Consider the following 22,870-nt stretch of genomic DNA (forward strand, 5'->3'; position numbering starts at 1 on the left):
CACCCTTGAGGCATGAACCGACTCGCGCTCATCACCGGCGCCACCTCCGGAATCGGCAGGGCCTTCGCCGAGCGTCTGGCCGCTGACAGCCACGACCTGGTGATCGTAGGCCGGCGGAAGGAGCGCCTGGACGAGTTCGCCGAGGCGCATCCCGACGTCGACGTCCGGGTCGTAGCCGCTGACCTGTCCACCGGCGCGGGCATCGACGCGGTCGCCGAAATCTGCGCGACCGAGCCGCTGACCATGCTCGTGAACAACGCCGGGGTCGCCCACTACATGCCGCTCGCCGATCTTCCCGCCGACAAGGCCGCGGAACTCGTCAACGTCAAGGTCCTCGCGCCCACGATGCTCACCCGCGCCGTGGTCGCGGGCATGCGCGAACGCGGGGCGGGCACGATCGTCAACATGGCCGGCATGATCGCCTTCAGCGGGCCCGCCCCGCACTCCCAGATGCCCCCTCGCGTCGTCTACGCCGGGACGCTGGCCTACCTCGTCGCGATGTCCCAGACCCTCAACGCGGAGCTCGCGGGGACGGGGGTCAACGTCCAGGTCGTGTGCCCGGGCGTGGTGGCCACCGAGTTCCACGAGCGCCAGGGCCTCGACCTGAGCATGGTGCCCCGCATGTCGGCCGAGGACGTCGTCACCGCCAGCCTGCGCGGCCTGGAACTGGGCGAGACGGTCTGCGCCCCGGGCGTCGCGGACGCCGGCCTCCTGGAGGCGATCTTCCAGGCCGACCTTGCCGCGTTCGGGGCGCAGAGTCCGGAGCTCGCCCCGCGCTACCGCGTCAGCGGCTGATACCTGAACAGCTTCGGACCCTCGGAGAAGTAGACGTCACCGGACCTGTGCACCGCGAGATGGTGCACAGGTCCCTGCTTGAGCACGGCCTTCGCGCCCGTCCTCGGGCTGACCGTGAACACCTCCGTGCCGGCGTGCGCCCCGTACAGGAGCTTGTCCTCGGGGTTGAACGCGAGCTGGCCGCTCGCGCCGGCGTCGGCGGAGAGTGTGACGCGGGAGACCACCTTGCGGGTCGCGACGTTCACCCCGAACACCTCGCCGCCCGCGATGCCCCAGAGCCGGCCGCGATCGTCGAACGTCAGCGCGGGGACGGCCGGTTTGCCGGGGGCGGGGACGAACTCCCACAGAAGCCGGTCCTCCTTGACCGACCAGGCGAACAGTTTGGCCTCCGGCTGCGTCGGCGGGGTGGCCGACTGGCCGCTGTAGATCGAGGTGCCGCCGTAGAGCACGCCGTCGCGGTAGGCGAGGGAGACGATGCTCTGGTCCTTCACGACGTCGCGCCGGGAGTGCTTGAGCGTGCCCGTGGCGGGGTCCCAGATGGCCAGGACACCGCCGAGCTGACCGAGGTCGGGCATGGTGCCGGCGGCCACGTACCTGCCCGCGGAGGTCAGGGCGCGCGGCCTGATCTGCTTGTCGGCGGCCAGGTCGAAGAGCCGGGCGGGGTTCGGCACGGGGCCCGGCTCGGGGCTGGGCGAGTATTCGGGGCTGTGCCACGGCAGCTCGGGATCGTAGGCGTACAGGCGGGCCTCGGGGTAGGCGCCGACGTAGAGCTTGCCGCGATGCGTGGTCATGGCCTCCGTCTGGGAGAAGGTGTGGAATTCCCGCACCTCGCCCGTCTCCGGGTCGAGCGCCGCGAAGCCGCCGTTAAGGAAGCCGCCGGTGTAGACGCGGCCGTCGGGGCCGCCCGCGATGGCGGTGATGTCGATCGGCTCGCCCTTGATGCCGGTCTGGACGAACGACTTCGCGCCGGTCTGCGGGTTGTAGCGGAACATCAGACCACGCCAGAGCACCCCGACCAGGCTCTTGCCGGGGTAGTCGGGCAGGCCGAGCTCCGCCCAGCCGATGCCGCGGGTGTTGGCCACCCGTCCGGTGACGGGCACGCCGGTGGGGGTGACGGCACGGGTACGCGGGTCGTAGCCGATCAGTTCGCCCGCCTTTACAAAGTAGACCTTGCCCTGCTCGTCGGGCGGGGACACATCGAGTCCGTGCGCCGAGTCGAGCGCGTCCACCCACTGGCCGGCCGCGATGTCCCAGACGTGCAACGGCCCCGGGAACGCGCCGCCGAACCTGACGAACACGTAGCCCTCGGCCACATTGACGTCGTACGCCCAACTGTCCTTCACGTCCAGGCCGGGCGGCGTGGGCAACTGCTTGACCGTGCCGTCGGCGGCATCCACCTCGAAGAGGGCCGCGGGATTCTCGGTGCCGGCGTAGATCTTGCCGTCGGCGTAGGCGACGCTGCGGACGTAGGAGTGGGCCGCCGAGAGCTTGCCGTAGTCGCGCACCCCGGTGGCGGGGTCGTAGCCGAACAGCCGGCCGCCCGGGGAGGTGCCGCCGTAGACGGTCGCGCCCTGGCCTCCTGCCACGGTCCAGATGAAGTTCTCCGAGGGGAGCGGCCGGCCGAGGTCGGTGACGCCCGACTCGCGGGTCCAGCGGTAGAGGCGGCCGTCGCCGTAGGTGCCCGCGTAGACGCTGCCGTCGGGCGTCGCGTCCACCGCCCAGGCGCCGGCGGCGCCCGGCAGGTCGAACCGGGCGACCTCGGCGCCGGTGGCCGGGTCGACCGCGTTGAGCCGGGCCGGTGAGCCGGACGAGGCGCTCCAGAGCACCGGGGGGCCGTCCGGGCCGGGGGCGACGGTGCCGCCGAGGAGCAGCACGTCCTGGAGCGGCACGCCGAGATCCGTCACCCGGCCACCGGCCGCGTCCGCAGGGGCGGCCGGCGCGAGCAGGGCGAGCGCGGTCATGCCGGCGACGAGCACCCGTTTAATTAAGACCATGACCGAAACCTAAGAACAGGGCCACGGATAGGTCAAGTAGCCATTACGGTTAGGGCCGAAATCGTGATGTCCGCGATCACATTCAGCCGGTCAGGGCTTCTCGCGGTAGGCGAGCACCTTGGCCAGGGCCTCGGCGATGTCGGCGGCACGGGCCGGGTCGTCCATGAGCATGGCCTGGCGTACCCAGACCACGTCGGCCGCGGCCTTCTCCGCCGCCGGGCACGGCTCGGTCCGGGCGCCTTCGGCGGTCAGCGCGGCCATGGTGCCGAGCGGCGGGTACCCGGACTCCAGCGGCACCCCCTCGGCCGCCATCGCGGCCAGCAGGAAGTCCCGGTCCACCGGCGCGTCGACGCGCAGCATGAGCAGGTGGCGGGAGTCGCGCGTGGTGCCCGGAGGGCGCGGCACCACGGACACGGGCCCGGTCAGTTCGCGTTCCAGGGCGGCGCAGAAGGCGTTCCGGCGGTCGACCTCGTCGTCGAGCCGGTCCAGCCAGGGCAGCAGGAGGGCGGCCTGGATCTCGGTGAGGCGGAGGTTCCAGCCGACCTCCGGGTGGCCGTACCACTGGCCGCCCAGCCTGCGGCCGACGTTGCACACCGACCAGACGGCCTCGTGGTCGGCCTGGTCCCGGCAGACGATCAGGCCGCCCTCCCCGGCGGTCATCGCCTTGCTCGCCTGGAAGCTGTACACGCCGGCGTCGCCCAGACCGCCGACCGGCCGGTCCTGGTACGTGGCGCCGTGGGCCTGGGCCGCGTCCTCCACGACCTTCAGCCCGTGCCGGGCGGCGAGCGCGTTGATCGGGTCCATGTCGGCCGGGCTGCCCGCCAGGTGGACGGGCATGACGGCGGCGGTCCTGCTGGTGAGGGCGTCCTGTACGGCCTGCGGTGACAGATGCAGGTGCACCGGGTCGACGTCCACGATGACGGGCACGGCGCCGGTCAGCAGCACGGCGGTGGCCGAGGCGACGAAGGTGTAGGCGGGCACGATCACCTCGTCGCCGCGCCCCACGCCCAGCCCCTTGAGGGCGGCGAACAGGCCCAGGGTCGCGTTGCCGACCGCGACCCCGTACGGGACGCCGGACCGGCGCGCGAACGCCGCCGTCAGGTCCGCGACCACCGAGCCGCCCTGGGTGGCTCCCCAGAGCCCGCTCTCCAGCACGCCGGTGACGAGTTCGCGCTGGCGGGGGTCGAGAGGCGGCGGCCAGCCCGGCCACGGGGTGGCGCGGACCGGCGAGCCGCCGTGGAGTGCGAGGGTCACGGAAGCATCCCTTTCTCTGGGTACGGGCGGACGGGCGAGGCGGCGTGATGGGTGGGTCAGGGGGTGGGGAGGCCGAGGATGCGGGCCAGGTTGGCGCCCTGGATGAGGGTGCGGTCGGCGTCGGAGAGCGGGGCGAGGGCCACCCGGCCGTAGCCGGTTCTCAGGTCGAGGAAGCACGCGTCGGAGCCGAAGAGCACCCGCTCGGCCCCGGCCAGGGCCGCCAGGCGGGCGATCCAGCGGCCGGTCATCTTGGAGCCGCACACGTCCAGGTGGACGTTCGGGTGGTCGGCCACGACGCGGGCCGCGCGTTCGAAGCCGCTGGGCCACAGGCCGCTGTGGCCGAGCAGGAGCGGCACGCCGGGGTGCCGGGCGGCGACCGTGGCGAACTGCTCCGGGTCGCTCCACGGCGAGTCCGTCTGGCCGTGGGCGAGCACCGGCAGCCCCAGCTCCCAGATCGGGTCGTAGCGCGGGTCGTCGAGGCGGCACAGGTGGACGTCGGGGTGGATCTTGACGCCCCAGACGCCGTCGAGCGTCAGCGGGGTGCGGTGATGCGGGTTGTAGACCTGCCAGACGCCGAACCGGCCGGGGAACCGTGCGGCGATCTCCATGGCCAGCCGGTTGCCCCGCTCCGCGTCGGGGCCGACGGCGAGCAGGTGGCTGATGCCCATGGCGGTGACCCCGATGCGGTCCATGGTGGCCACGAGACCTTCGGCGGTCGGGTCGGGGATGAGGAAGTCCGGCCAGGTGCCGACGTGGCCGTGCGCGTCGAGGATCTGCGCGTCGCGGATCACCGGGCCGCTCCCCCGGACGAGACGGAGAGCAGCAGGTCGAGGGAGCCTGCCGCGATCAGGTCGGTCTCGGCGGGCGTCAGGGCGAGGTGGTCGAGCAGGAAGCGCGGGCCGCAGTCGTCGGCCACCGGGGCGCCGGTGCCGAACACCAGCCGCTCCGCGCCGAACCGCTCGGCCAGCCACTCCACGGCGCCCTGCGTGTTCACGGTGCCCATCTCCAGCCAGACGCCGGGCGCCTCGGTCATCAGGGCGGCGACCTGGCGCAGCCGGCGGTAGCCGGGGTTGAGCAGCAGGATCCGCTGTCCGGGCAGGTGCCGGGCGAGGGTGGCCAGCTCGGCGGGCGACGTCTCCTCCAGGTCGATCGCGAGGGGCAGGCCGATCTCGGCGAGCCAGCGCAGGGTCTCTGAGCCGGTCAGGTCGAAGCGGTGCCGCTGGGGACAGAGCCGGATCAGGCGGGCGCCCCACGCCGGCACCTCGCCGGGTGTGGCGGGCGTGGACGTCCCCGGCACGCCCGGCACCACGACGGGCACCGGGACGAGCCGGGGGTCGTCCAGCGCGAGAAGGGCGTCGTTGCCCGCCTGCGCGTCGGCGTAGAGGCTGAGCGTGTGGGTCACGAGGGCGCGATCGATGCCCAGGCGGTCCAGGTCGGCCCTGGGATCCACCGGCAGGTCGTCGAAGGGAACCGGACCGGCCAGCCGGTGGGCGTCCACTACCAATTTCGGCACAGACCGAAACTATCCTTGCTGCTCGATGACGGTCAAGCCGGGCAGGCCGGGTCCAGCCTGATCCTGGCCAGCTCCCTGCCCACCAGCCCCCAGGCGTACCAGGAGCGGGGCTCGAAGTGGACCTGCGGGTTGGTGTGCCATTCGTCTCCCAGGCCGGTGGCCAGCAGCGTGGCCCCGCTCTCGACGTCCAGTTCGTAGGCGTTGCCGCCCTCCCGGAACGCGGACAGGAAGATCCGGCTCCGCTGCACGGTCAGCTCGCCGTATCCGGACACCTTGCCCTGCCGGACGACCTGCCGCGTCGCCAGGTCCATGACCATCCAGGACCCGGAGTCACGCTTGTACGACCCGTACAGCAGGCCGTCGTGCACCTTGACGTCCTGGAACGTGCGATGGCCCGGCACCGGGTCCACCTCCCAGAGCACCGTGCGGGTCTCCAGGTCGAAGGCGGCGACCGAGGCGGAGGTCCTGGTGGGCGGGGTGCCTCCGCCGCCGAGCACGTCACCCCCTAGATAGACCACGCCCCGGTCGGCGTCGAGGGACAGGCTCATGATGCTCTGGTCGGCGATGACGCCCACGTGGACGTCCATCTTCCCGGTGTGCGGGTCGACCACGGACAGGGCGCCCTGCAGGTCGGCCGCCAACGGGGCGGTGGCGACCAGGAGCTTGCCGGTACGCGGGTCGTACTCGATGTCCCATGGCCGCTTCTGGCCGTGGCCGATGTGGCCGAGGGTGCGCACCTCGTCGGTGCGGACGTCGATGGAGACGATGCCACCCGTGGGGTACATGGCGGCGTAGATCAGGTGACCGCGCCGCACCATGGCCTTGGGCTCGCCCGGCACCCGGATCCTGCGTTCGCGGCCGGTGCGCAGGTCGAGGACCTCCAGCGAGAAGTGACCGCCGACGTACACCGCCTGGTGGGGGACGAGCAGCATGCTCTGTGGCCGTTCGGCGCCCGGTCGCATCCCGGCGTCGATCAGGTCGACGAACTCCGACGTGCCGGCGGCCGGGTTCAGCCACCACACGCCGCCGCTGCCCGCGAAGGCCAGCACGGTGTTCTCGTCGACGACGTGGATCAGCCTGGTCTCGTCGCCCTCCGACGGCGGGACGATGACCTTGGTCAGGGCGGTGTCGCCGGTCCGATAGCGGTACACGGTGCCGTCGGGGCGGGAGGCGGCGTAGACGGTGCCGTCGCTCGTCGGGGTCAGGGCGTCCAGGAGACCCGAGTCCACCTGGACGCGCCGCAGATCCGTGCCGTCCTTGCGCACGTCGATCAGCTCCCCGCCACTGGCGGCCAGCACCCGGTCACCGTTGACGGCGACCACGCCGATGCCGGCGTCACCGGCGGCCAGTTCCTGGACGGCGCCGCTGACGCGGTCGACGCGCATGAGCCGGTTCTTCTCCAGCAGGCCCGCGTACACGTACCCGGCGTCGGCCGCGACCGCGCGCACGTAGTGCTCGCCCTGGACGAGCACGTCGAACCTGCGGACCGCGCCCGTGCTCGGGACGTACTCCCACACCCGGCCGTCGGGCGAGGTGCCCGCGTAGAGCGTGCCGTCGGGGGCCGCCGCCAGGCTCCAGACGAAGCCGCCGTTCTTGCCGAAGGAGTGCAGGTGCTCGACCTCGCCGGTGGCGATGTCGAAGCTGTAGAGGTCCGGCACCGGGTAGGTGCCGACGTAGACCTTGCCCCCGGACACCACGATCGCCCAGCCGCCCTCCGGCTCGCCCTCCGCGGGGCCGTCGGGCAGGGTGACGCTCCTGATGACCTTGCGGGTCGCCAGGTCGAGCTCGGCGAGCACGGGCGGCTTCGGGCCACGGCTCACGACGTAGGCGCGCCCGTCGTGCACGGCGGCGCCGACGATGGCCGCCGTCACCGAGGCCGGGCCGTACGTGCGCACGGCCGGTCCCGCGCAGTCAGTGGGGGCGGCGGCCTGGGCGGCCGGAGCCGTCACCAGCGCGGGTAACAGCAACGTCAGGACGATCAGCAGGGATCGGAGCATGGTCAGGGCCTCGCGTTCACGGGCGGGCAGTCCGGGTCCAGCCTGATCCGGGCCAGGTCCCGGCCCACCAGCGCCCAGGCGTTCCAGGAGCCGGGCTCGAAGTGGAGCTGCGGATTGGTGTACCAGTCGTCGCCCAGCCCGGTCGCCAGCAGCTTGGCCCCGGTTTCGGCGTCCAGCTGGTAGGCGTTGCCGCCGCCGAAGAAGGTGGAGACGAACACCCTGCCCCGGTGCACGGTCAGCTCGCCGTAACCGGACAGCTTGCCCTGCTGGACGATCTTCCTGGTGGCCGGGTCGAGGGCGATCCAGCCGCCGGAGTCCCGCTTGTACACGCCGTACAGGAGCCCGTCGTGCACCTTGATGTCCTGGAAGGTGCGGTGGCCGGGGATCGGGTCGGCCTGCCAGAGCACCGTGCGGGTCTTCAGGTCGAAGGCGGCCACCGACGCGGCCGTCTTCGTCGGCGGGGTGCCTCCGCCGCCGAGCACGTCGCCGCCCAGGTAGACCAGGCCGGCGCGGCTGTCCAGGGACAGGCTCATCAGGCTCTGGTCGGGGATGACGTCCACGTACACGTCCATCTCGCCCGTGTCCGGGTCGACGACGGACAGGGCGCCCTTCAGGTCGGCGCCCAGCGGGGCGCTGGCGACGAGGAGCTTGTCCGTACGCGGGTCGTACTCGATGTCCCACGGCCGCTGCTGCCCGTGGCCCAGGTAGCCGAGGCTGCGCACGCGGTCGGTGTGGATGTCGATGGAGACGATCTGGCCGCTGGGGTAGATGGCCGCGTAGATCTTGTCGCCGCGTCGTACCAGGTCCTTGGGTTCGCCGGACAGGCGGAAGCGGCGCTTGTCACCGGTGCGCAGGTCGCGCACCTCCATGGAGAAGTGGCCGCCGACGTAGAGGGCGCGGTTGGGGACGAGCAGCATGCTCTGCGGGCGCTCCGAACCGGGCGTCAGGCCGGCGTCGATCAGGTCGGCGAACTGTGACTCGCCGGTGCGCAGGTCGAGCCACCACATGCCGCCGCTGCCGGAGAAGCCGAGCAGGGTGTGCTCGTCGAGCTGGTGGAGCCGCCGGGTCTCGTCGTCCTGGGACGGCGGGTCGGCGACCTTGGTCAGCGCGGTGTCGCCGGTGCGGTAGCGGTGGACGGCGCCGTCGGGGCGGGAGGTGGTGTAGACGGTGCCGTCGGCGGCGACGGTCAGCATGTCGAGGGTGCCCGTCCCCAGGCTGACGGTCCTGGCGTCGGTGCCGTCGTCGCGCACGTCGATGAGGGTGCCGCCGCTGAGCGCGAGCACGCGGTCGCCGTGGTCGGCGACGAAGCCGATGCCGGCCGGGCCGGTGGCGAGGTCGAGCTTCGCGCCGGTCGCGCGGTCGATGCGGACGAGCCTGGCCTTGTCCAGCAGGCCCGCGTAGACGTACTCGGCGTCGGCCGCGACCGCCCGGACGTAGCGTTCGCCGGCCGCCAGCACGCCGAAGTCACGCACCTCGCCGGTCGCGGGGACGTACTCCCGCACTCTGCCGTCCGGGTAGGTGCCCGCGTAGAGCGTGCCGTCCGGGGCCGCCGCCAGGCTCCAGACGAAGCCGCCGTTCTTGCCGAAGGAGTGCAGGTGCGCGATCTCGCCGGTGGCGATGTCGAAGCTGTAGAGGTCGGGCACCGGGTAGGTGCCGACGTAGACCTTGCCGTCGGAGACCGCGGTGGCCCAGCCGCCCTCGGGCTCCCCGGTGGCCGGGCCGTCGGGCAGGGTGACGCTCCGGACGACCTTGCGGGTGGCCAGGTCGATGTCCGCCAGGACGGGCGGCTTCAGGCCGCGGGTGACGACGTAGGCGTGCCCCTCGTGGACGGCGGCGCCGACGATGGCCCCGGTGACCGAGGCCGGGCCGTGGGTGCGCACGGCCGGTTCTGTGCACGTTCCTGGCACGGCGGCCTGTGCGGCGGGTGGCGCGATGAGGGCGGGTAACAGGAGCGTCAGGACGACCAGCAGGGATCGGAGCATGCCCAGGACCTCGCGTTCATTGCTGCTTGGTTTTGGCCCAGACCGTAACTAAACGAGCATCGCCCGTCAATGGCATGATGTCGCGCATGGCAATTAAGGAGGGGACCGGTATGGCATTCGACGCCTGGAGCCTGATCGGCGGGCTGGAGGTGGCCCTGGACGTGGACGTCCTGGTCGGGGCCTACCCGGACCGGGACGGGCCGCCCGGGACGCCCGAGTCCGTGGCGGGCCTGCTCGCGGCGCACCGCACCCGTGCGGGAGCGGTGGCGAGCCTGCGCGCGGCCCTGTTCGACATGCGCTCGGGCAACGACGAGGTGCTCGCCCTGGCTTTCTCGGCGTCACCCGGTGATCGGGCTTCTCCGGACCAGCCGTGGGTGCCCGTCGGGGTGGTGGACCTGCGTGACCCCTTGGGGGCCGGCCGGGAGCTCGACCGGCTGGCCGGGGCCGGGGTCCGGGCGGTGCGCCTGTTCCCGGACGAGCAGGGCGTGGAGGCCGGGTTCCCCTCGGTCCGGCATGTCGCCCGCCGGGCGGCGGAGCTCGGCCTGGTGGTGCTCACCGGCGGCGACGTGCGCAGGTTCTGGCAGCCGTTCGCCGGGCTCGGGGCCCGCGTCGTCTTCCTCGACACGCACTTCTACCACCTGGGCGACTTCCTGGTGGCGGCCGGCGAGGAGCCGGGGTTCCACACCTCCACCCGCCTGCTCAACTCCCCCGACGCGCTGGAGACCGTGGCGGCCGAGCTGGGCGCCGAGCGCCTGCTGCACGGCTCACGCGCCCCGCACTACGAGCCGATCGTCCCCCTGCTGCGACTGGCGACCAGCGGCCTGACGCCCGACGAGATCGCCGCCGTGGCCGGGGGCAACGCGAGGAGACTGCTGTCATGATCATCGATGTGCACGCCCACTGGGGCCCGTGGTTCTTCACCATGGACGTCGCCGAGGCGAGCCTGGCCACGATGGACCGCTACGGCATCGACCGGGCCATCGTGTCGGCCACCGAGGCCGTCATCTACGACGCGCCGGCGGGCAACCGTGCGCTGGCCGGGGTGCTGGCGGGCCAGGACAGGCTGTACGGGTACGTCACGGTCAACCCCCGGCGACTGCGCGAGGCGGCCGGGGACCTGCGCGAGCTGCTCCCGTCCGGCAGGTGGGTCGGAGTGAAGATCCACACGGACTACACCGGCTCCCCCGTCACCTCGCCCCAGCTGCGCGACGCACTGGAGCTCGCCGCCGAGGCGGGGCTCCCGGCGCTCGTGCACACCTGGGGGACCTCGGTGCTCGGGCTGGCCCAGCTCTGCCTGGACACGCCGGGCCTGCGGGTGATCGCCGGGCACATGGGCGCCGACGGGTTCGCGCACGCCATCGAGGCCGCGAACGCCTGCGACCGGCTCTACCTCGAACCCTGCTGGTCACATGCCCCGGCGGGCCGTATCGCCGCAGTCGTGGCGGCCGTGGACGACAGGCAGCTCCTGTTCGGCACGGACGCCACCCTGATCGACCCGTCCTCGGCGTACGGCGCGGTGGCGGCGGCCGGGCTGAGCGCCGAGACCGCCGAGCGGATCGCCTGGCGGAACGCGGCCGCCCTCTTCTCGATCTAGACATTACGGCCCAGCCCGTTATAGCGTGCGGCGAAACTCACCTAGGGAGCCCGCGCATGATCCCCCGCCGTCGTTTCCTGCTGGCGGCCGCCACCACCACGGTGGCCGCCTCTCTCCCTCTCACCGCCGGAGCCGCCCACGCGGCGACCGGCGTGCCCGAAGGCACCCTGACCGACCTCGGCCCGGCCAGCGTCGCCAGCCCGCTCGGCAACGCCGAGTTCGTGGGCGACGTCCTGTACGCCGGATCCCGCGGCCTGTCACCGAACGTCGTCGGCGCGTACGACCTGTCCGAGGACGCGGTCACCGCCCACTTCGACATCCCCACCGGCATCGGCGTCTGGGCGATGTGCAAGGTGGGCACCGACGTCTACGTCGGCACCCACTCCCGCTCCGACCTCTACAAGATCGACACGGTGGCGGACACGATCACCAAGGTCGCCGAGTACCCCGACCACTTCATCTGGACCCTGGCCGCCTCCCCCGACGGCAAGATCTACCTGGGCACCTCCGAGCCGGGCAAGGTCAAGGAGTACGACCCGGCGACCGGGGTCAGCCGCGACCTGGGCGAGGCCGCCCCCGGCGAGGCGTACGTGCGCAGCATCCAGGCCGACGACCGGTTCGTCTACGCGGGAGTGGGCGCCAACGCCCACCTCATCGCCATCGACCGGGTCACCGGTGAGAAGAAGGACCTCCTGCCCGCCGCCCTGGCCGACCGCGACTGGGTGTCGAGCATGCACGTCTCCGACACGCACATCGCGGGCGGCATGAACTCCCTGGCCGAGGTGGTCGTCCTGGACAAGGCGAACCCGGCGGACCACCAGGTCGTCAAGGCCACGGCCCCGGGCGAGAAGTACATCGTCTCGGTGCTCATCCACGACGGCTTCGTCTACTTCGCGGGCCGCCCCACCGGCACCTTCTACCGCTACGGCCTCGCCTCGGGCGAGCTCGAAGTTCTCGGCGTGCCGTACTTCGAGGCCGCCACCCACCGCATCCTCGAACACGAAGGCCGCATCTACGGCCTGCAGGACAACGCGGTGTTCGTCTACGACCCCGCCACGGGCGCCATCGACTACCGCAACCTGGTGCAGCGCGGCTTCAAGGCCGCGCCCGAGCAGCCGATGTCCGTGCACAGCGACGGCGAGCGCGTCTACGTGGGCGGCAAGAGCGGCGCCGACATCCACGACCTGGCCTCGGGCGAGGTCACCAGGCTCGCCATCCCCGGCGAGCCGAAGACCATGCTCACCCTCGGCGACACCACCTACCTCGGCGTCTACACCCAGGCCGCGCTCTACGCGCACCGCGCCGGCGAGCCGGAGGCCGAGCTGCTGGCCCGCGCGGGCAACCAGCAGGACCGCCCGCGCGACCTGGCCTACGACGCCAGGACGGGCCTGATCGTGATGCCCTCCCAGCCGGAGCCCGGCCACATGAACGGCGCCCTCACCCTCTACTCCCGCCGCACCGGCGAGCACACCACCCTGCGGCCCGTCGTGGAACGCCAGACCGTCTACTCGGTCGCCACCAAGCACGGCACCGCCTACCTCGGCACCCTGGTCCAGGAGGGCCTCGGTCTGCCCCCGGTCACCACCACCGCCCGCCTGGCCGCCTACGACCTCGTCCAGCGCAAGCTGCTGTGGGAGCTCGAACCCCTGCCCGGCGCCCGCTCGATCGTCTCACTCGCGCTCGGCGCCCTCACCCTGTACGGCATCTCCAGCACCGGCGAGGTGTTCGAGTTCGACCTGCGGCGCAAGAAGGTCACCCGGACGCTCAAGGTCAGCACCCGTGGCAGCGACCTGCATGTCGTCGGCAGGGTCGCCTACTGCACGGACGGCGACCAGGTCTACAAGATCGACCTGGCCGCGTTCACCGCCAAGCCGATCGTCTCGGACCTGGCGGGCCAGTGGTTCGGCGGCGAGCCGAAGCTGGCGCTGGACCCCTCCCGGGAGGCGCTGTTCGGGGTGAAGGGCCGCAACCTGGTCCGCATCGCCATCACCGGCCGCCGCTGAAGATCCCGGACGCCGGACACCCGCTCCGCCCGCCCGGGACGAGCCGTCCCGCCGTGTAGCCACCTCGCCTGGCGATCGCGGCGAAGACCGGCTGATCGGGTGCGGCGTCACCCGCGCGGAGGTCGCTCGCCGCTGAGAAACCGGGTGCCTGCCGGGCCGGCCCGGTGGTAGCCATGGGTATGGCCATCAAATACCCAGCCCCCTTGCGCCCCGGCGACCTCGTCGGTGTCACCTCCCCGTCCAGCGGGGTCGGCGCGGACCTGCGTCCTCGCCTCCAGGCCGCCGTCAAGGTGGTGGAAGCTCGCGGCTACCAAGTCGTCGTCGGCGACTGCATGGACGGCGCCCGTCATGTCAGCGCGCCGGCCGCCGAGCGGGCCCGCGAGCTGATGGCGATGCTCACCGATCCGCGTGTCAGGGCCGTGGTGCCCCCGTGGGGCGGGGAGACCGCGATCGACCTGCTGCCGCTGCTCGACTGGGACGCGCTGCGCGAGGCGGAGCCCACCTGGCTGGTGGGCTACTCCGACCTGTCGACGATCCTCACGCCGCTGACCCTGCTGACCGGGATCGCCACGATCCACGGCAACAACCTGATGGACACCCCCTACGAGCCACCTCCGGGACTGCTCTCCTGGCTGGACATCGTGGCGATGGAGCCGGGCACCACCTTCACCCAGATCTCCCCGAACCGCCACCGGGCTCACGGCTGGGACGACTGGGCGACCCAGCCCGAGGTGAGCGAGCTCACCCTCGACACCCCTGGCCGGTGGACGCGCCTGGACGGCGGAGGCGACGTCGAGGCCGAAGGCCGCCTGATCGGCGGATGCGTGGAGATGCTGTGCAACCTCACCGGCAGCCGGTACGCCGACACGACGGCCTTCGCACGAGCCGAGGCCCCCGACGGACTGATCCTCTACGTCGAGGCATGCGAGCATGACGCGGCCACCATCTGCCGCAACCTGCACGGCATGCGGCTGGCCGGGTTCTTCGACGCGGCCGGCGCGATCCTCGTCGGCCGCACGCGGGCCCCGGACCTGCCCTCGCTCACCCAGCACGAGGCGGTACTGGACGCGCTCGGCGGCCTCGGCGTGCCGATCCTCGCCGACGTCGACTGCGGTCACGTGCCGCCGTACCTGCCCATCGTCAACGGCGCGCGCGGCCGGGTGCGGCACACCGCCGACCGGGACGAGCTCACCCAGACCCTGGACTAGAGCACCGCTTTGAGCACCTGGTCCCGCTCGCCGGCGGGCAGGGGCGGGGCGAAGGGGTCGTGGGCGTGGGTGTCCGGGATGCGGCCTTCGGCCGCCGCCAGCCAGAGCATGCGCTGGACGTACCCCTCCATCGGCTCGGTGAAGGTGGCCTCGGCCAGCGTGTCCAGGCGGGCGGAGGCCTCGCGGAAGGCGGGCAGGTCGGTGCCGCGGAAGGCGCGCATGACCGCGTCCGTCAGGTCCACGTGCGCGGCGGCGATGCCGACCAGGGCCGCCTCGGCCCCCCACAGCAGCGACGGGCCGAACATGCGGTCCTCGCCGGTGATGGGCAGCCGGCCCGCCTCCCGGGTGTAGGCGATGGCCCGCTGGCAGGCCATCGCGTCCGACAGCAGGGCCGTCTTGAGGCCGGCGACGCCGGGGTGGTGGAGGATCTCACGCAGGGCCGGCGGCGGGCAGGGCCGGGTGTAGAGGTCGAAGGCGATCATCGGCAGGTGGGCCGCCTGCCAGACGGCTTCGTGCAGGGCCCGCCTGTCGCCCGCCTGCGGGAACACCAGCACGCCGTCGGCCCCGCAGCGGGCGGCCATCCTGGCCTGGTCCTCAGCGCTCTCCAGATCGCCTCCGCCCACCCCGACCAGCACCGGGACGCCGAGCGCGACCCCGCGCTCGATCACCGCGGCGCGCACGTCCGGCGCCAGGAACGGCCCCCGGCCGGTGTGGGCGAGCACCGCGAGACCTTCGGCGCCGTCCTCGACCAGGCCGGCGAGGTAACGGGCGACGACAGCCGGATCCACCTCCCCCGCCGCGGTCATGGGGGTGGCCGCGGCCGCGATGAGGCGGCCGCGCAGACGGTCACGGAGGGCTCGCGCGGAGGTGTCCACGCCGCAGAGCCTATTTGAACCCGGTCATCGCGATGCTGTTGACCAGATAGCGCTGCAGCAGGAAGAACACCAGCAGACACGGGACCACCGAGATGGTCGCCGAAGCCATCAGCAGGGACAGCTGCGTCTCCTCGGTGCGCAGCGTGGTCAGCCCGACCGTCAGGGTCCTGGTGGCGTCGCTCTGGCCCACGACCAGCGGCCAGAGGAAGTCGTTCCAGTGCCACAGGAACACGAACACGCCCAGCGTGGCCATGATCGGCCGGGTCAGCGGCACCACGATCGTCAGGTAGACCCGCAGCTCGGAGGCGCCGTCGACCTTGGCCGCGTCGAACAGCTCATCCGGCAGGCCCAGGATGAACTGCCGCATCAGGAACACCGCCTGCGCGTTGGCCAGCGTCGGCACGATCAGGCCCCAGAACGTGTCCACCCCGTCGAGGCCGTTGACCATCACGAACGTGGGGATGAGCGTCGCCTGGAACGGCACCATCATGGTGGCCAGGAACGTCCAGAACATCGCGTCGCGGCCGGGGAAGCGCTTCTTGGCGAACGCGTAGCCGGCCATCGACGCGGTGAGCAGGATGACCACCACCGAGACGACCGAGTAGACGACCGAGTTGAGGGTCCAGTCCACGAACCCGGACGACGACAGCACCCTGGTCAGGTTGTCGAGGGTGAGCGAGTCGGGCCACTGGGCGGGCACGGTCGGCTTGCCCGCGGGCGTGAGCGCCACGATCACCATGGCCGCGAACGGGCTGACGGTCAGCACCGACAGCAAGGCCAGCAGGGCGACGAGTGGCCACCTGACCCGGCGCCGCGCGCGCGGCGCGGTCGCCGTCACACCTCCCCCCGTCCCAGGAAGCGGCGCTGGATCAGCGACACGACCAGCACGATCGCGAACAGCACCATGCCCCAGGTGGCGGCGTAACCGAAGTCGAAGGAACGGAAGCCGTGGTCGTAGATGCCGTAGATGAGCGAGTAGCTGGCCCTGGCGGGGCCGCCGCCGGTCATCACGTAGATCGTGTCGAAGACCTGGAAGGCGCTGATCGTCTCGATCACCAGCACGAAGAAGAGCGTGGGCTTGAGCAGCGGCAAGGTGATCCTCCGGAAGCGCTGCCAGGCGCCCGCCCCGTCGACCGTGGCCGCCTCCAGGTAGGAGGCGGGGATGGACTTGATGCCGGCGAGCAGGATCAGCATCGAGTAGCCGAACCCCTTCCACACCGACACCACGGCCAGCGCGGGCAGCACCACCGAGGTCTGCTGCAGGAACGCCACCGAGCCGAGACCCGCATGGGCCAGCAGGCCGTTGATCAACCCGTCGAACTCGTAGATCCAGCGCCAGATGACGCCCGCCAGCACGAAGCTGGTGACGTACGGCAGGAACAGCATGCCGCGGAACAGCCCGCGCATGAAGACCACCTGGTTGAGCAGCAGCGCCGTGCCGAGCGACACCACGACGGTGAGCGGTACGTAGATCGCGGCGTACACCAGCGTGACCCGGAGGCTGATCCAGAAGTTCACATCGTCGAGCAGCCTGGTGTAGTTGTCCGCGCCGATGAAGCTCCACTCGCCGCCGATGTTCCAGTCGGTCAGGCTCATGCCCGCCGCCCCCAGTGAGGGGAAGATCCGGAAGATCAGGAAGAGGACGAGCATGGGGAGCACGAACAGCAACCCGGCGACCGGGTCACGCAAGCGATGGCGCACGGTTTTCCTTTCTCGCAGGTCCTGCTCAGCCACCGCTGCCGAGCAGCGTGGTGGCCTCCTTGGCCGCCGCGTCCAGGGCCGTCTTGGCGTCTTCCTTGCCGAGCAGGGCCGCCTGGATGTGCGGGGCGATGAGGCCCATGACCTGACGGGCCTTGGGGTGGGTGTCGCCGGGGAAGGCGTACGGGAGGGACTTGGCGAACTCCTTGGCCGCCGCCGACTGGTCCGGCACCGTCACGTCGGTGCGGGCCGGGAAGAAGCCGGACACCTTGGCCAGCTCGCCGGCGACCTCGGGCGAGGCGAGGAAGGTGGCGAACTTCTTGGCCGCGTCCTTGTTCTCGGTGTGCTTGGCCAGCACGAGCCCGCCCGGGATGCCGAACGCGACCCGCTTGGCGCCCTCCAGCGGCAGGCCGATGCCCACGTTCTCCGCGCCGATGGCGGCGCCGAGCTGGTCGGCCTGCAGGGCGGTGGCCGCGTGGTACATGGCGGTCTTGCCGGCGGCCAGCGCGCCGCCCTCGATGTCGTTGCCCTTGCTGGGGGCGTTCTCCGGCAGGCCGCCGGCGGCCTGGAGGTCGAGCAGGAGCTGCAGGCTCGCGACGCCCTCGGGGCCGTTGAAGGCCACGCCCTTGCCGTCGGGGGTGAAGACGGTGCCGCCGTTGGCCCACAGGAACGGGTAGAAGCTCTGGTTCAGGCTGACCTCGGGCTTGCCCGGGTAGTCGAGGATCGCGACCTTGTCGGCGGCCAGCTTGGGGGCGGCGGCCTTGAGCTCGGCCAGCGTCTCGGGCGCCTTGTCCACGCCCGCGTCGGCGAACAGCTTCTTGTTGTAGATGGGGGCGGTGATCGTCTGGTAGATGGGGACGCCGTAGAGCTTGCCGTCGACGGTGAGGGCGGTGAGGGAGTTCGGCAGGTAGGCGGCCTTGGCGGGGGCCACGACGTCGTCGACCGGCTCGATGGTGCCCTGCTGGGCGTACTGCGGGATCTGGTCGGGGCCGAGCACGACCAGGTCGAAGCCCTTCTTCGAGACCAGCGCCGTGGTGACCTTCTCCTGGCGGCCCTCCCAGGGCTGCTGGTCGATGGTGACGTCGACGGTGGGGTTCTTCGTCTCGAAGTCCTTCTCCACCTTGGCCCAGAACTCCTGGCTCTTGGCCTGGTCGCTGATCACGGGGTACATCCACAGGGTCACGGCGCTCTTGTCCGAACCGCTGTCCGATCCGCACCCGGCGGCGGCGACGCTCAGCGCGGCCGCGACGCCGACTGCCGTTATCTTCTTCATGGCGGGATCCCTTCGATGAATACCGGTCCTGACCGAAACCTAGTAACGCCATGTTGGCGCGGTCAATGCCTGATACCTGACCGTGACTACGGCCGAGGCCGGAACTTCGTCAGTTCGCGGGCCACGAGGTCGGCGTGGTCGGGGGTGTAGTTCTCGTTCCAGTCGATGATCAGCAGTGTCCCGGCGACCATCCGCTCGGCCTCCGGGCACGACCGGGGGGCGTAGCCCTCCAGAGGGTAGTGGGAGGCTCCGTACACCGGCGCGTCCCATACGGGGGCGCGGTTCAGCGGCTGCTCCAGATAGCCGGCGCGGGCCGGGATCCCGGCCTCCCGCAGCCGTTCGGCCAGCTCCGGGGCGCCGCCCCCGGGCAGCACCAGTGGGAACAGCCACCAGGAGTGCCCCTGCGGCCGGGGAAGCCGTACCCCTGGCAGTCCCTCCAGGGCCTCCAGGAGCCGCAGGGCGGTGCGGCGGCGGGCCGCGACCACCTCGGGCAGCTTGGCGAGCTGGGCCCGCGCGACGGCGGCCTGGAGCTCGGTCATCCGGTAGTTCAGGCCGAAGGCGACGTACGAGCGGCCGGCCGCGCGGTCCCAGCCCTTGTCCGAGAACAGCCGCATCCTCCTGGCCAGCTCGTCGTCGTCGGTCAGCGCCAGGCCGCCGTCACCGCAGGTGATGTGCTTCCACTGCTGCAGGCTCAGGCAGGCGACGTCGCCTGCAGTCCCGGCCAGGCTCCCCGTGGGAAGCTCCGTGAGCCAGGCCTGGGCGCAGTCCTCGATGAGGGCCAGGCCGTGCCGGTCGGCCAGCGCGCGCAGCTCCGCCACCCTGGCCGCGGCCCCGAACAGATGCACTGCCATGATCGCCCGGGTACGCGGCCCGATCAGCTTCTCGACGGCGTCGGGATCGAGATTGCCGTCCGAGGGATCCACATCGGCGAAGACAGGAACGGCGTTCTGCGCCAAGATGGGGGCCACAGTCCCGAAGTCCGTGATCGGCGTCGTGATGATCTCGTCTCCGGGGTCCGGCGCCGCGGCCACGACCGCAAGATGGAGGGCAGCGGTGCCGGAGCTGCACGCGACCGCATGGCGCACGCCGTACAACTCCGCGACCTCGCGTTCGAGCGAGCGCGCCTCGGTCCCCCAGACGGAGTTGAGCATGCCGGAGCGGATCACCCGCTCCGCGGCGGCCACCTCTTCGTCGCCGAGCGTGCGGCCCGCGGCCTCGGCCATGGACGGGAACTTCACTGAGTACCTCACAGGATATAATTGCGGTCTTGACCGTATTAAGCGATAGGAGGCGTGGGTGGCAATCGTCATCGGTGTCGTCGGTCCGCATGATCTGGTCGACCAGGTCGCGGCCACCTGCGAGGAGCAGCCGGGCGTCAGCACGCTGCGGCTCGACTACGACCACGAGGCGCAGGCGCCCGCGATCGTGGAGGCGCACGCCACCGCCGTCGAGGGCTGGCTCTTCACCGGCATCGTGCCGTACATGCTCTCCCGCGACGCCGACGTGCTGACCCGCCCCGCAGCGTTCGTCGACTATACGGGCGCGACGCTGCTCAGCGCCCTGGTCCGGCTCCAGCACCAGGGGCAGGACGTGACCCGCCTGTCGATCGACACGCTGTCGGCCGCCGACGTGACGGCCACGTTCGCCGAAGCGGGGCTGCCCACCCAGGACCTGCGCATCCTGCCCTACCGGCCGGAGATGACCTCGGCGAAGGCGGTCGCCTTCCACCGCCGCGGCCCCCAGCACCCGGTGATCACCTGCCTGAGCTCCGCGCACGAGGCGCTCCGCGACGGCCCGCACGTGCTGCGCCTGGCCCCCTCGGTGCACTCCGTGCGGGTCGCGCTGCGCCAGCTCCTGCTCACCGCCGAGGGGCAGGCCCAGGAGGACGCGCAGATCGCGCTCGGCCTGATCGAGGTGGAGAACGACGACGGCCTGCTGCGCGAGGCCACCGCGCTGGGCGGCACCGTCGCCGCCTTCCGCGGCGGCACGCACCTGCTGGTCACGACCCGTGGCCCGCTGTACGACGCCTCCGTCGGCTTCACCGGCCTGCCCATGCTGGCCCGTCTTGCGGTCCAGAACCAGGTGGTGCGCGTCGGATTCGGCCTGGGCCGCAGCGCCGCGGAGGCGGAGAGCCTGGCCCGCCGCGCCCTGGCCCGCGCCCGCCGCATCGGCGACGTCGCCGCGGTCCTGTCGCTGCGCGCCGACACCGACATCGTCCTGGAGTCGGTGCCCACCGGCTCGGCGGCCGAGCAGAACCTCTCGGTCATCGCCCGCCGGGTGGGCCTGTCGCTGCCCACCCTGGAGAAGCTCCTGGAGGCCCGGGCCGCCGTCGGCGACGAGCCGCTGACCACCCGCGAGATCGCCGACCGCCTCGCCGTCCAGCAGCGCACCGCGCGCCGCATGCTGCACCGCCTGGAGCTCGCCGGGCTGGCCGAGCGCACCGGCAACCTCACCAGCGGCTCCAGCGGCCGCCCCCTCACCCTCTACCGGCTCACGCTCTGATCCGCTGCTCACCGTCGGTTCAGGACAGCCAGCGGTCCAGGCCCTCGGCGACGAACTCGTCGTCGCGGAGCCAGGGGTAGGCCGCCCAGACGCGGTCGATCTCGGCGAGCTGCCCCGGGGAGAGCTCCTCCGCCGGGTCCAGGCACCAGCGGCCGGCCAGCAGGCCCTGGCGGCGCAGCACCTCGTGGATGCCGGGGATGCACCCGTGGAAGTCGTTGGCCGTGTCGAAGATGGCCGAGTTCGCGTCCGTCAGGTGGCCGTCCAGGCTGAGCAGGCGCCGGACCGCCGCGTCGTCGCCGGCGCGGGCCAGCTTGGCCTCCTCCAGGAGCTCCACCGCGCGCCGCACCCAGACCGCCCACTGACCCAGCAGGCCGCCGACGAACTCCACCTCCACCTCGCGCCCGTCCACCACCACCCGGTGCGGCGTGATGAGGTCCGCCAGGATGTGGTCGTCGTTGCCCGTGTAGAGGGCGACCTCGGCGGTCCGGCCCGCGCGCACCACGCCGTGCAGGACGTCGAGCGTGCGGTAGCGGTCGAAGGGGGCGACCTTGATGCCGACCACCGACTCGATTCCCGCCAGACGAGTCCAGAAATCTCGTGACAAGGGCCGGCCGCCCACCGCGGGCTGCAGGTAGAAGCCGATCACCGGCAGCACCTCGCCCACCGCGCGGGCCCGCTCGACCAGTCCGTCCTCGTCCAGCTCGCGGTACGGGCTCAGCAGCACCATGTGATAGCCGAGCGACCTGGCCAGCTCGGCCTCCGCCACCGCCTGGGCGGTGGTCCCGGTGGCGCCCGCCACGAGCACCACCTCGCGCTCGAACTCCCGGGCCGTCTCAGCGGCCAGTTCGAGCACCGGAGGCAGCAGCCCGGTGCCGTGGATGGCGAACTGCGTGGTGTGCACCCCCACCGCCAGCCCGCCGGCCCCGGCGTCCACGTAGTAGCGGGTCAGGGCCCGCTGGCGGCGCTCGTCCAGCTTCCTGTCCGCTGTCAGGGCCAGCGGATGGGCCGGAATCACCAGGCCACGCCTGAACAGGTCACGCACCGACATCTGCGCCTCTGGAACCGTGCTGAGCACGTTCGTCCCCCTCATCATGAAAAGCTGTCCGTCAGAAACTGCCGTCACGGCGTTCGAACTTGGTCGGCTTGCCCAGCGACGGCCCGCCGCCGGCCACCCAGCCGGCGGTGTGCTCGATCAGCTCCTGGGGCGTGATGTCCGGATAGCCGAACAGCCGGTGGCACTTCGCGGCGTTCGACAGCAGCGCCGTCGGCGCCTCCTCGCCGCTGAACACCGGCTGCACGCCCAGCTCGGCGCCGAGCGCCAGGGCCGCCTGACGGACCGAGAGCAACTCGGGGCCCGTGACGTTGAGCACGTACGGCGGCGTGTCGGCGAGCAGCAGCGAGCGGAGGGCGACCTCGTTCGCGTACCCCTGCCACACCACGTTGACCTGGCCCGTCGTCAGGTCGATCGGCTGCCCGGCCAGGATCTTCTGCGCCAGGTCGACCAGCACGCCGTAGCGCAGCTCGACGGCGTAGTTGAGGCGGATCAGCGACAGGCGGGTGCCGTAGGTCTCGGCGAAGTGCGTCAGCACCCGCTCCCTGCCGAGGCAGCTCATCGCGTAGTCGCCGACGGGGCCGGTCGGGTCGTTCTCGGTGCTGCCGCCGCTGGTGACCGGGACCAGGGGATAGACGTTCCCGGTCGACAGGGCGGCGATCCGGCTGCCCTTGAACCGGTCGGCGACCCGGCCCGGCAGGTAGGCGTTGGTGAACCAGGTGGCGTGCTCGCGCCCCTGGGTGCCGAACTTCGCGCCGACCAGGAACACCACGTTCGGCGCGTCGGGCAGCTCGCGCAGGGCCCGCTCGTCGGCCACGTCCGCGCGCACCACGGTCGCGCCCGCGTCCCGGAGCGCGTCGGCGAGCCCCGGCTCGGAGAAGCGGGACACCGCGATGATCCGGCGGTCGCGCCCGGCGGCGTTCAGCGCCAGCCGCACCAGGCTCGGGCCCAGCTTGCCGCCGGCGCCGAGGATCATGATGTCCCCGTCCAGCCCGGCGAGATCGCTCACCAGCCCGGCGCTCGGTCGCGCCAGCCGCTCCTCGAGTTCCGCTGTGGTCCGCACCCGGCCTCCTCCATCTGTCATTTACGGTCCAGACCGTAACTTGGTCAGATGGCGCCTGTCAACGTGAC

The 22,870-nt window shown here is 72.0% G+C and carries 19 protein-coding genes; 6 read left to right on the forward strand and 13 right to left on the reverse strand.

Annotation, left to right across the window (positions count from 1 at the left end; genetic code table 11):
- Window positions 1-12 precede the first annotated feature (12 nt).
- Window positions 13-795: an SDR family NAD(P)-dependent oxidoreductase gene (locus ACTMTF_RS14685; RefSeq protein WP_441111109.1), complete on the forward strand. Its 783-nt coding sequence runs from the start codon at window positions 13-15 to the stop codon at window positions 793-795.
- Here the strand turns inward: ACTMTF_RS14685 and ACTMTF_RS14690 are convergent.
- From ACTMTF_RS14690 to ACTMTF_RS14715, 6 genes are all read right to left on the reverse strand, one after another.
- Window positions 777-2,789, reverse strand: a complete 2,013-nt coding sequence (locus ACTMTF_RS14690) for an outer membrane protein assembly factor BamB family protein (RefSeq protein ID WP_441111110.1) — start codon at window positions 2,787-2,789, stop codon at window positions 777-779. The two genes, ACTMTF_RS14685 and ACTMTF_RS14690, sit on opposite strands and share 19 nt — an antisense overlap.
- A 90-nt stretch (window positions 2,790-2,879) precedes the next feature.
- Complete coding sequence (locus ACTMTF_RS14695) at window positions 2,880-4,043, reverse strand: DegT/DnrJ/EryC1/StrS family aminotransferase (RefSeq protein WP_441111111.1); 1,164 nt, start codon at window positions 4,041-4,043, stop codon at window positions 2,880-2,882.
- A gap of 56 nt (window positions 4,044-4,099) precedes the next feature.
- Window positions 4,100-4,834 carry an amidohydrolase family protein gene (locus ACTMTF_RS14700; protein WP_441111112.1) on the reverse strand — a complete coding sequence of 245 codons (735 nt, stop codon included), beginning with the start codon at window positions 4,832-4,834 and terminating at the stop codon, window positions 4,100-4,102.
- Window positions 4,831-5,556 (reverse strand): amidohydrolase family protein, encoded by a 726-nt coding sequence (locus tag ACTMTF_RS14705; RefSeq protein WP_441111113.1) that lies wholly within the window; start codon window positions 5,554-5,556, stop codon window positions 4,831-4,833. The genes ACTMTF_RS14700 and ACTMTF_RS14705 overlap by 4 nt, the downstream gene beginning before the upstream one ends.
- A 32-nt stretch (window positions 5,557-5,588) precedes the next feature.
- Window positions 5,589-7,553, reverse strand: a complete 1,965-nt coding sequence (locus tag ACTMTF_RS14710) for an outer membrane protein assembly factor BamB family protein (protein WP_441111114.1) — start codon at window positions 7,551-7,553, stop codon at window positions 5,589-5,591.
- Window positions 7,554-7,555: 2 nt separating this feature from the next.
- Complete coding sequence (locus ACTMTF_RS14715; RefSeq protein ID WP_441111115.1) at window positions 7,556-9,535, reverse strand: outer membrane protein assembly factor BamB family protein; 1,980 nt, start codon at window positions 9,533-9,535, stop codon at window positions 7,556-7,558.
- A 110-nt stretch (window positions 9,536-9,645) separates the two neighbouring features.
- Here ACTMTF_RS14715 and ACTMTF_RS14720 point away from each other — a divergent pair, with 110 nt between their 5' ends.
- The 4 genes from ACTMTF_RS14720 (at window position 9,646) to ACTMTF_RS14735 (ending at window position 14,340) form a co-directional block, all read left to right on the forward strand.
- Window positions 9,646-10,416: an amidohydrolase family protein gene (locus ACTMTF_RS14720; protein ID WP_441111116.1), complete on the forward strand. Its 771-nt coding sequence runs from the start codon at window positions 9,646-9,648 to the stop codon at window positions 10,414-10,416.
- Window positions 10,413-11,129, forward strand: coding sequence for an amidohydrolase family protein (locus ACTMTF_RS14725; RefSeq protein WP_441111117.1), 717 nt, complete (start codon window positions 10,413-10,415; stop codon window positions 11,127-11,129). Before ACTMTF_RS14720 ends, ACTMTF_RS14725 begins: the two co-directional genes overlap by 4 nt.
- A gap of 56 nt (window positions 11,130-11,185) precedes the next feature.
- Window positions 11,186-13,132 (forward strand): PQQ-binding-like beta-propeller repeat protein, encoded by a 1,947-nt coding sequence (locus ACTMTF_RS14730; protein ID WP_441111118.1) that lies wholly within the window; start codon window positions 11,186-11,188, stop codon window positions 13,130-13,132.
- A 203-nt stretch (window positions 13,133-13,335) separates the two neighbouring features.
- Window positions 13,336-14,340, forward strand: coding sequence for a S66 family peptidase (locus ACTMTF_RS14735; protein WP_441111119.1), 1,005 nt, complete (start codon window positions 13,336-13,338; stop codon window positions 14,338-14,340).
- On the opposite strand, the gene ACTMTF_RS14740 is transcribed toward ACTMTF_RS14735, so the two are convergent.
- The 5 genes from ACTMTF_RS14740 to ACTMTF_RS14760 all read right to left on the reverse strand — a co-directional run bounded on the left by ACTMTF_RS14740 (window position 14,337) and on the right by ACTMTF_RS14760 (window position 19,424).
- On the reverse strand, window positions 14,337-15,215 hold the full coding sequence (locus ACTMTF_RS14740; protein ID WP_441111120.1) for a dihydrodipicolinate synthase family protein: 879 nt from the start codon (window positions 15,213-15,215) through the stop codon (window positions 14,337-14,339). The two genes, ACTMTF_RS14735 and ACTMTF_RS14740, sit on opposite strands and share 4 nt — an antisense overlap.
- Window positions 15,216-15,225: 10 nt before the next feature.
- Window positions 15,226-16,053 carry a carbohydrate ABC transporter permease gene (locus ACTMTF_RS14745; protein ID WP_441111121.1) on the reverse strand — a complete coding sequence of 276 codons (828 nt, stop codon included), beginning with the start codon at window positions 16,051-16,053 and terminating at the stop codon, window positions 15,226-15,228.
- A complete protein-coding gene (locus tag ACTMTF_RS14750; protein ID WP_397002456.1) occupies window positions 16,050-16,916 on the reverse strand; it encodes a carbohydrate ABC transporter permease in 867 nt (288 codons plus the stop codon). The genes ACTMTF_RS14745 and ACTMTF_RS14750 overlap by 4 nt, the downstream gene beginning before the upstream one ends.
- Window positions 16,917-16,941: 25 nt before the next feature.
- Window positions 16,942-18,186, reverse strand: a complete 1,245-nt coding sequence (locus tag ACTMTF_RS14755; RefSeq protein ID WP_441111122.1) for an extracellular solute-binding protein — start codon at window positions 18,184-18,186, stop codon at window positions 16,942-16,944.
- 86 nt (window positions 18,187-18,272) lie between these two features.
- Window positions 18,273-19,424: a DegT/DnrJ/EryC1/StrS family aminotransferase gene (locus tag ACTMTF_RS14760; protein WP_441111123.1), complete on the reverse strand. Its 1,152-nt coding sequence runs from the start codon at window positions 19,422-19,424 to the stop codon at window positions 18,273-18,275.
- A gap of 58 nt (window positions 19,425-19,482) precedes the next feature.
- Here ACTMTF_RS14760 and ACTMTF_RS14765 point away from each other — a divergent pair, with 58 nt between their 5' ends.
- Window positions 19,483-20,688 (forward strand): hypothetical protein, encoded by a 1,206-nt coding sequence (locus ACTMTF_RS14765; protein ID WP_397002462.1) that lies wholly within the window; start codon window positions 19,483-19,485, stop codon window positions 20,686-20,688.
- Window positions 20,689-20,707: 19 nt separating this feature from the next.
- Here ACTMTF_RS14765 and ACTMTF_RS14770 read toward each other — a convergent pair whose 3' ends face one another.
- Both ACTMTF_RS14770 and ACTMTF_RS14775 read right to left on the reverse strand, forming a co-directional pair.
- Window positions 20,708-21,781, reverse strand: a complete 1,074-nt coding sequence (locus ACTMTF_RS14770; protein ID WP_441111124.1) for a dihydrodipicolinate synthase family protein — start codon at window positions 21,779-21,781, stop codon at window positions 20,708-20,710.
- Between the two features lie 13 nt (window positions 21,782-21,794).
- Window positions 21,795-22,802 (reverse strand): NAD-dependent epimerase/dehydratase family protein, encoded by a 1,008-nt coding sequence (locus ACTMTF_RS14775; protein WP_441111125.1) that lies wholly within the window; start codon window positions 22,800-22,802, stop codon window positions 21,795-21,797.
- Window positions 22,803-22,870: the final 68 nt, after the last annotated feature.

Origin of the sequence: Nonomuraea sp. ZG12, assembly GCF_052068115.1 — a bacterium.
Lineage (GTDB): Bacteria > Actinomycetota > Actinomycetes > Streptosporangiales > Streptosporangiaceae > Nonomuraea.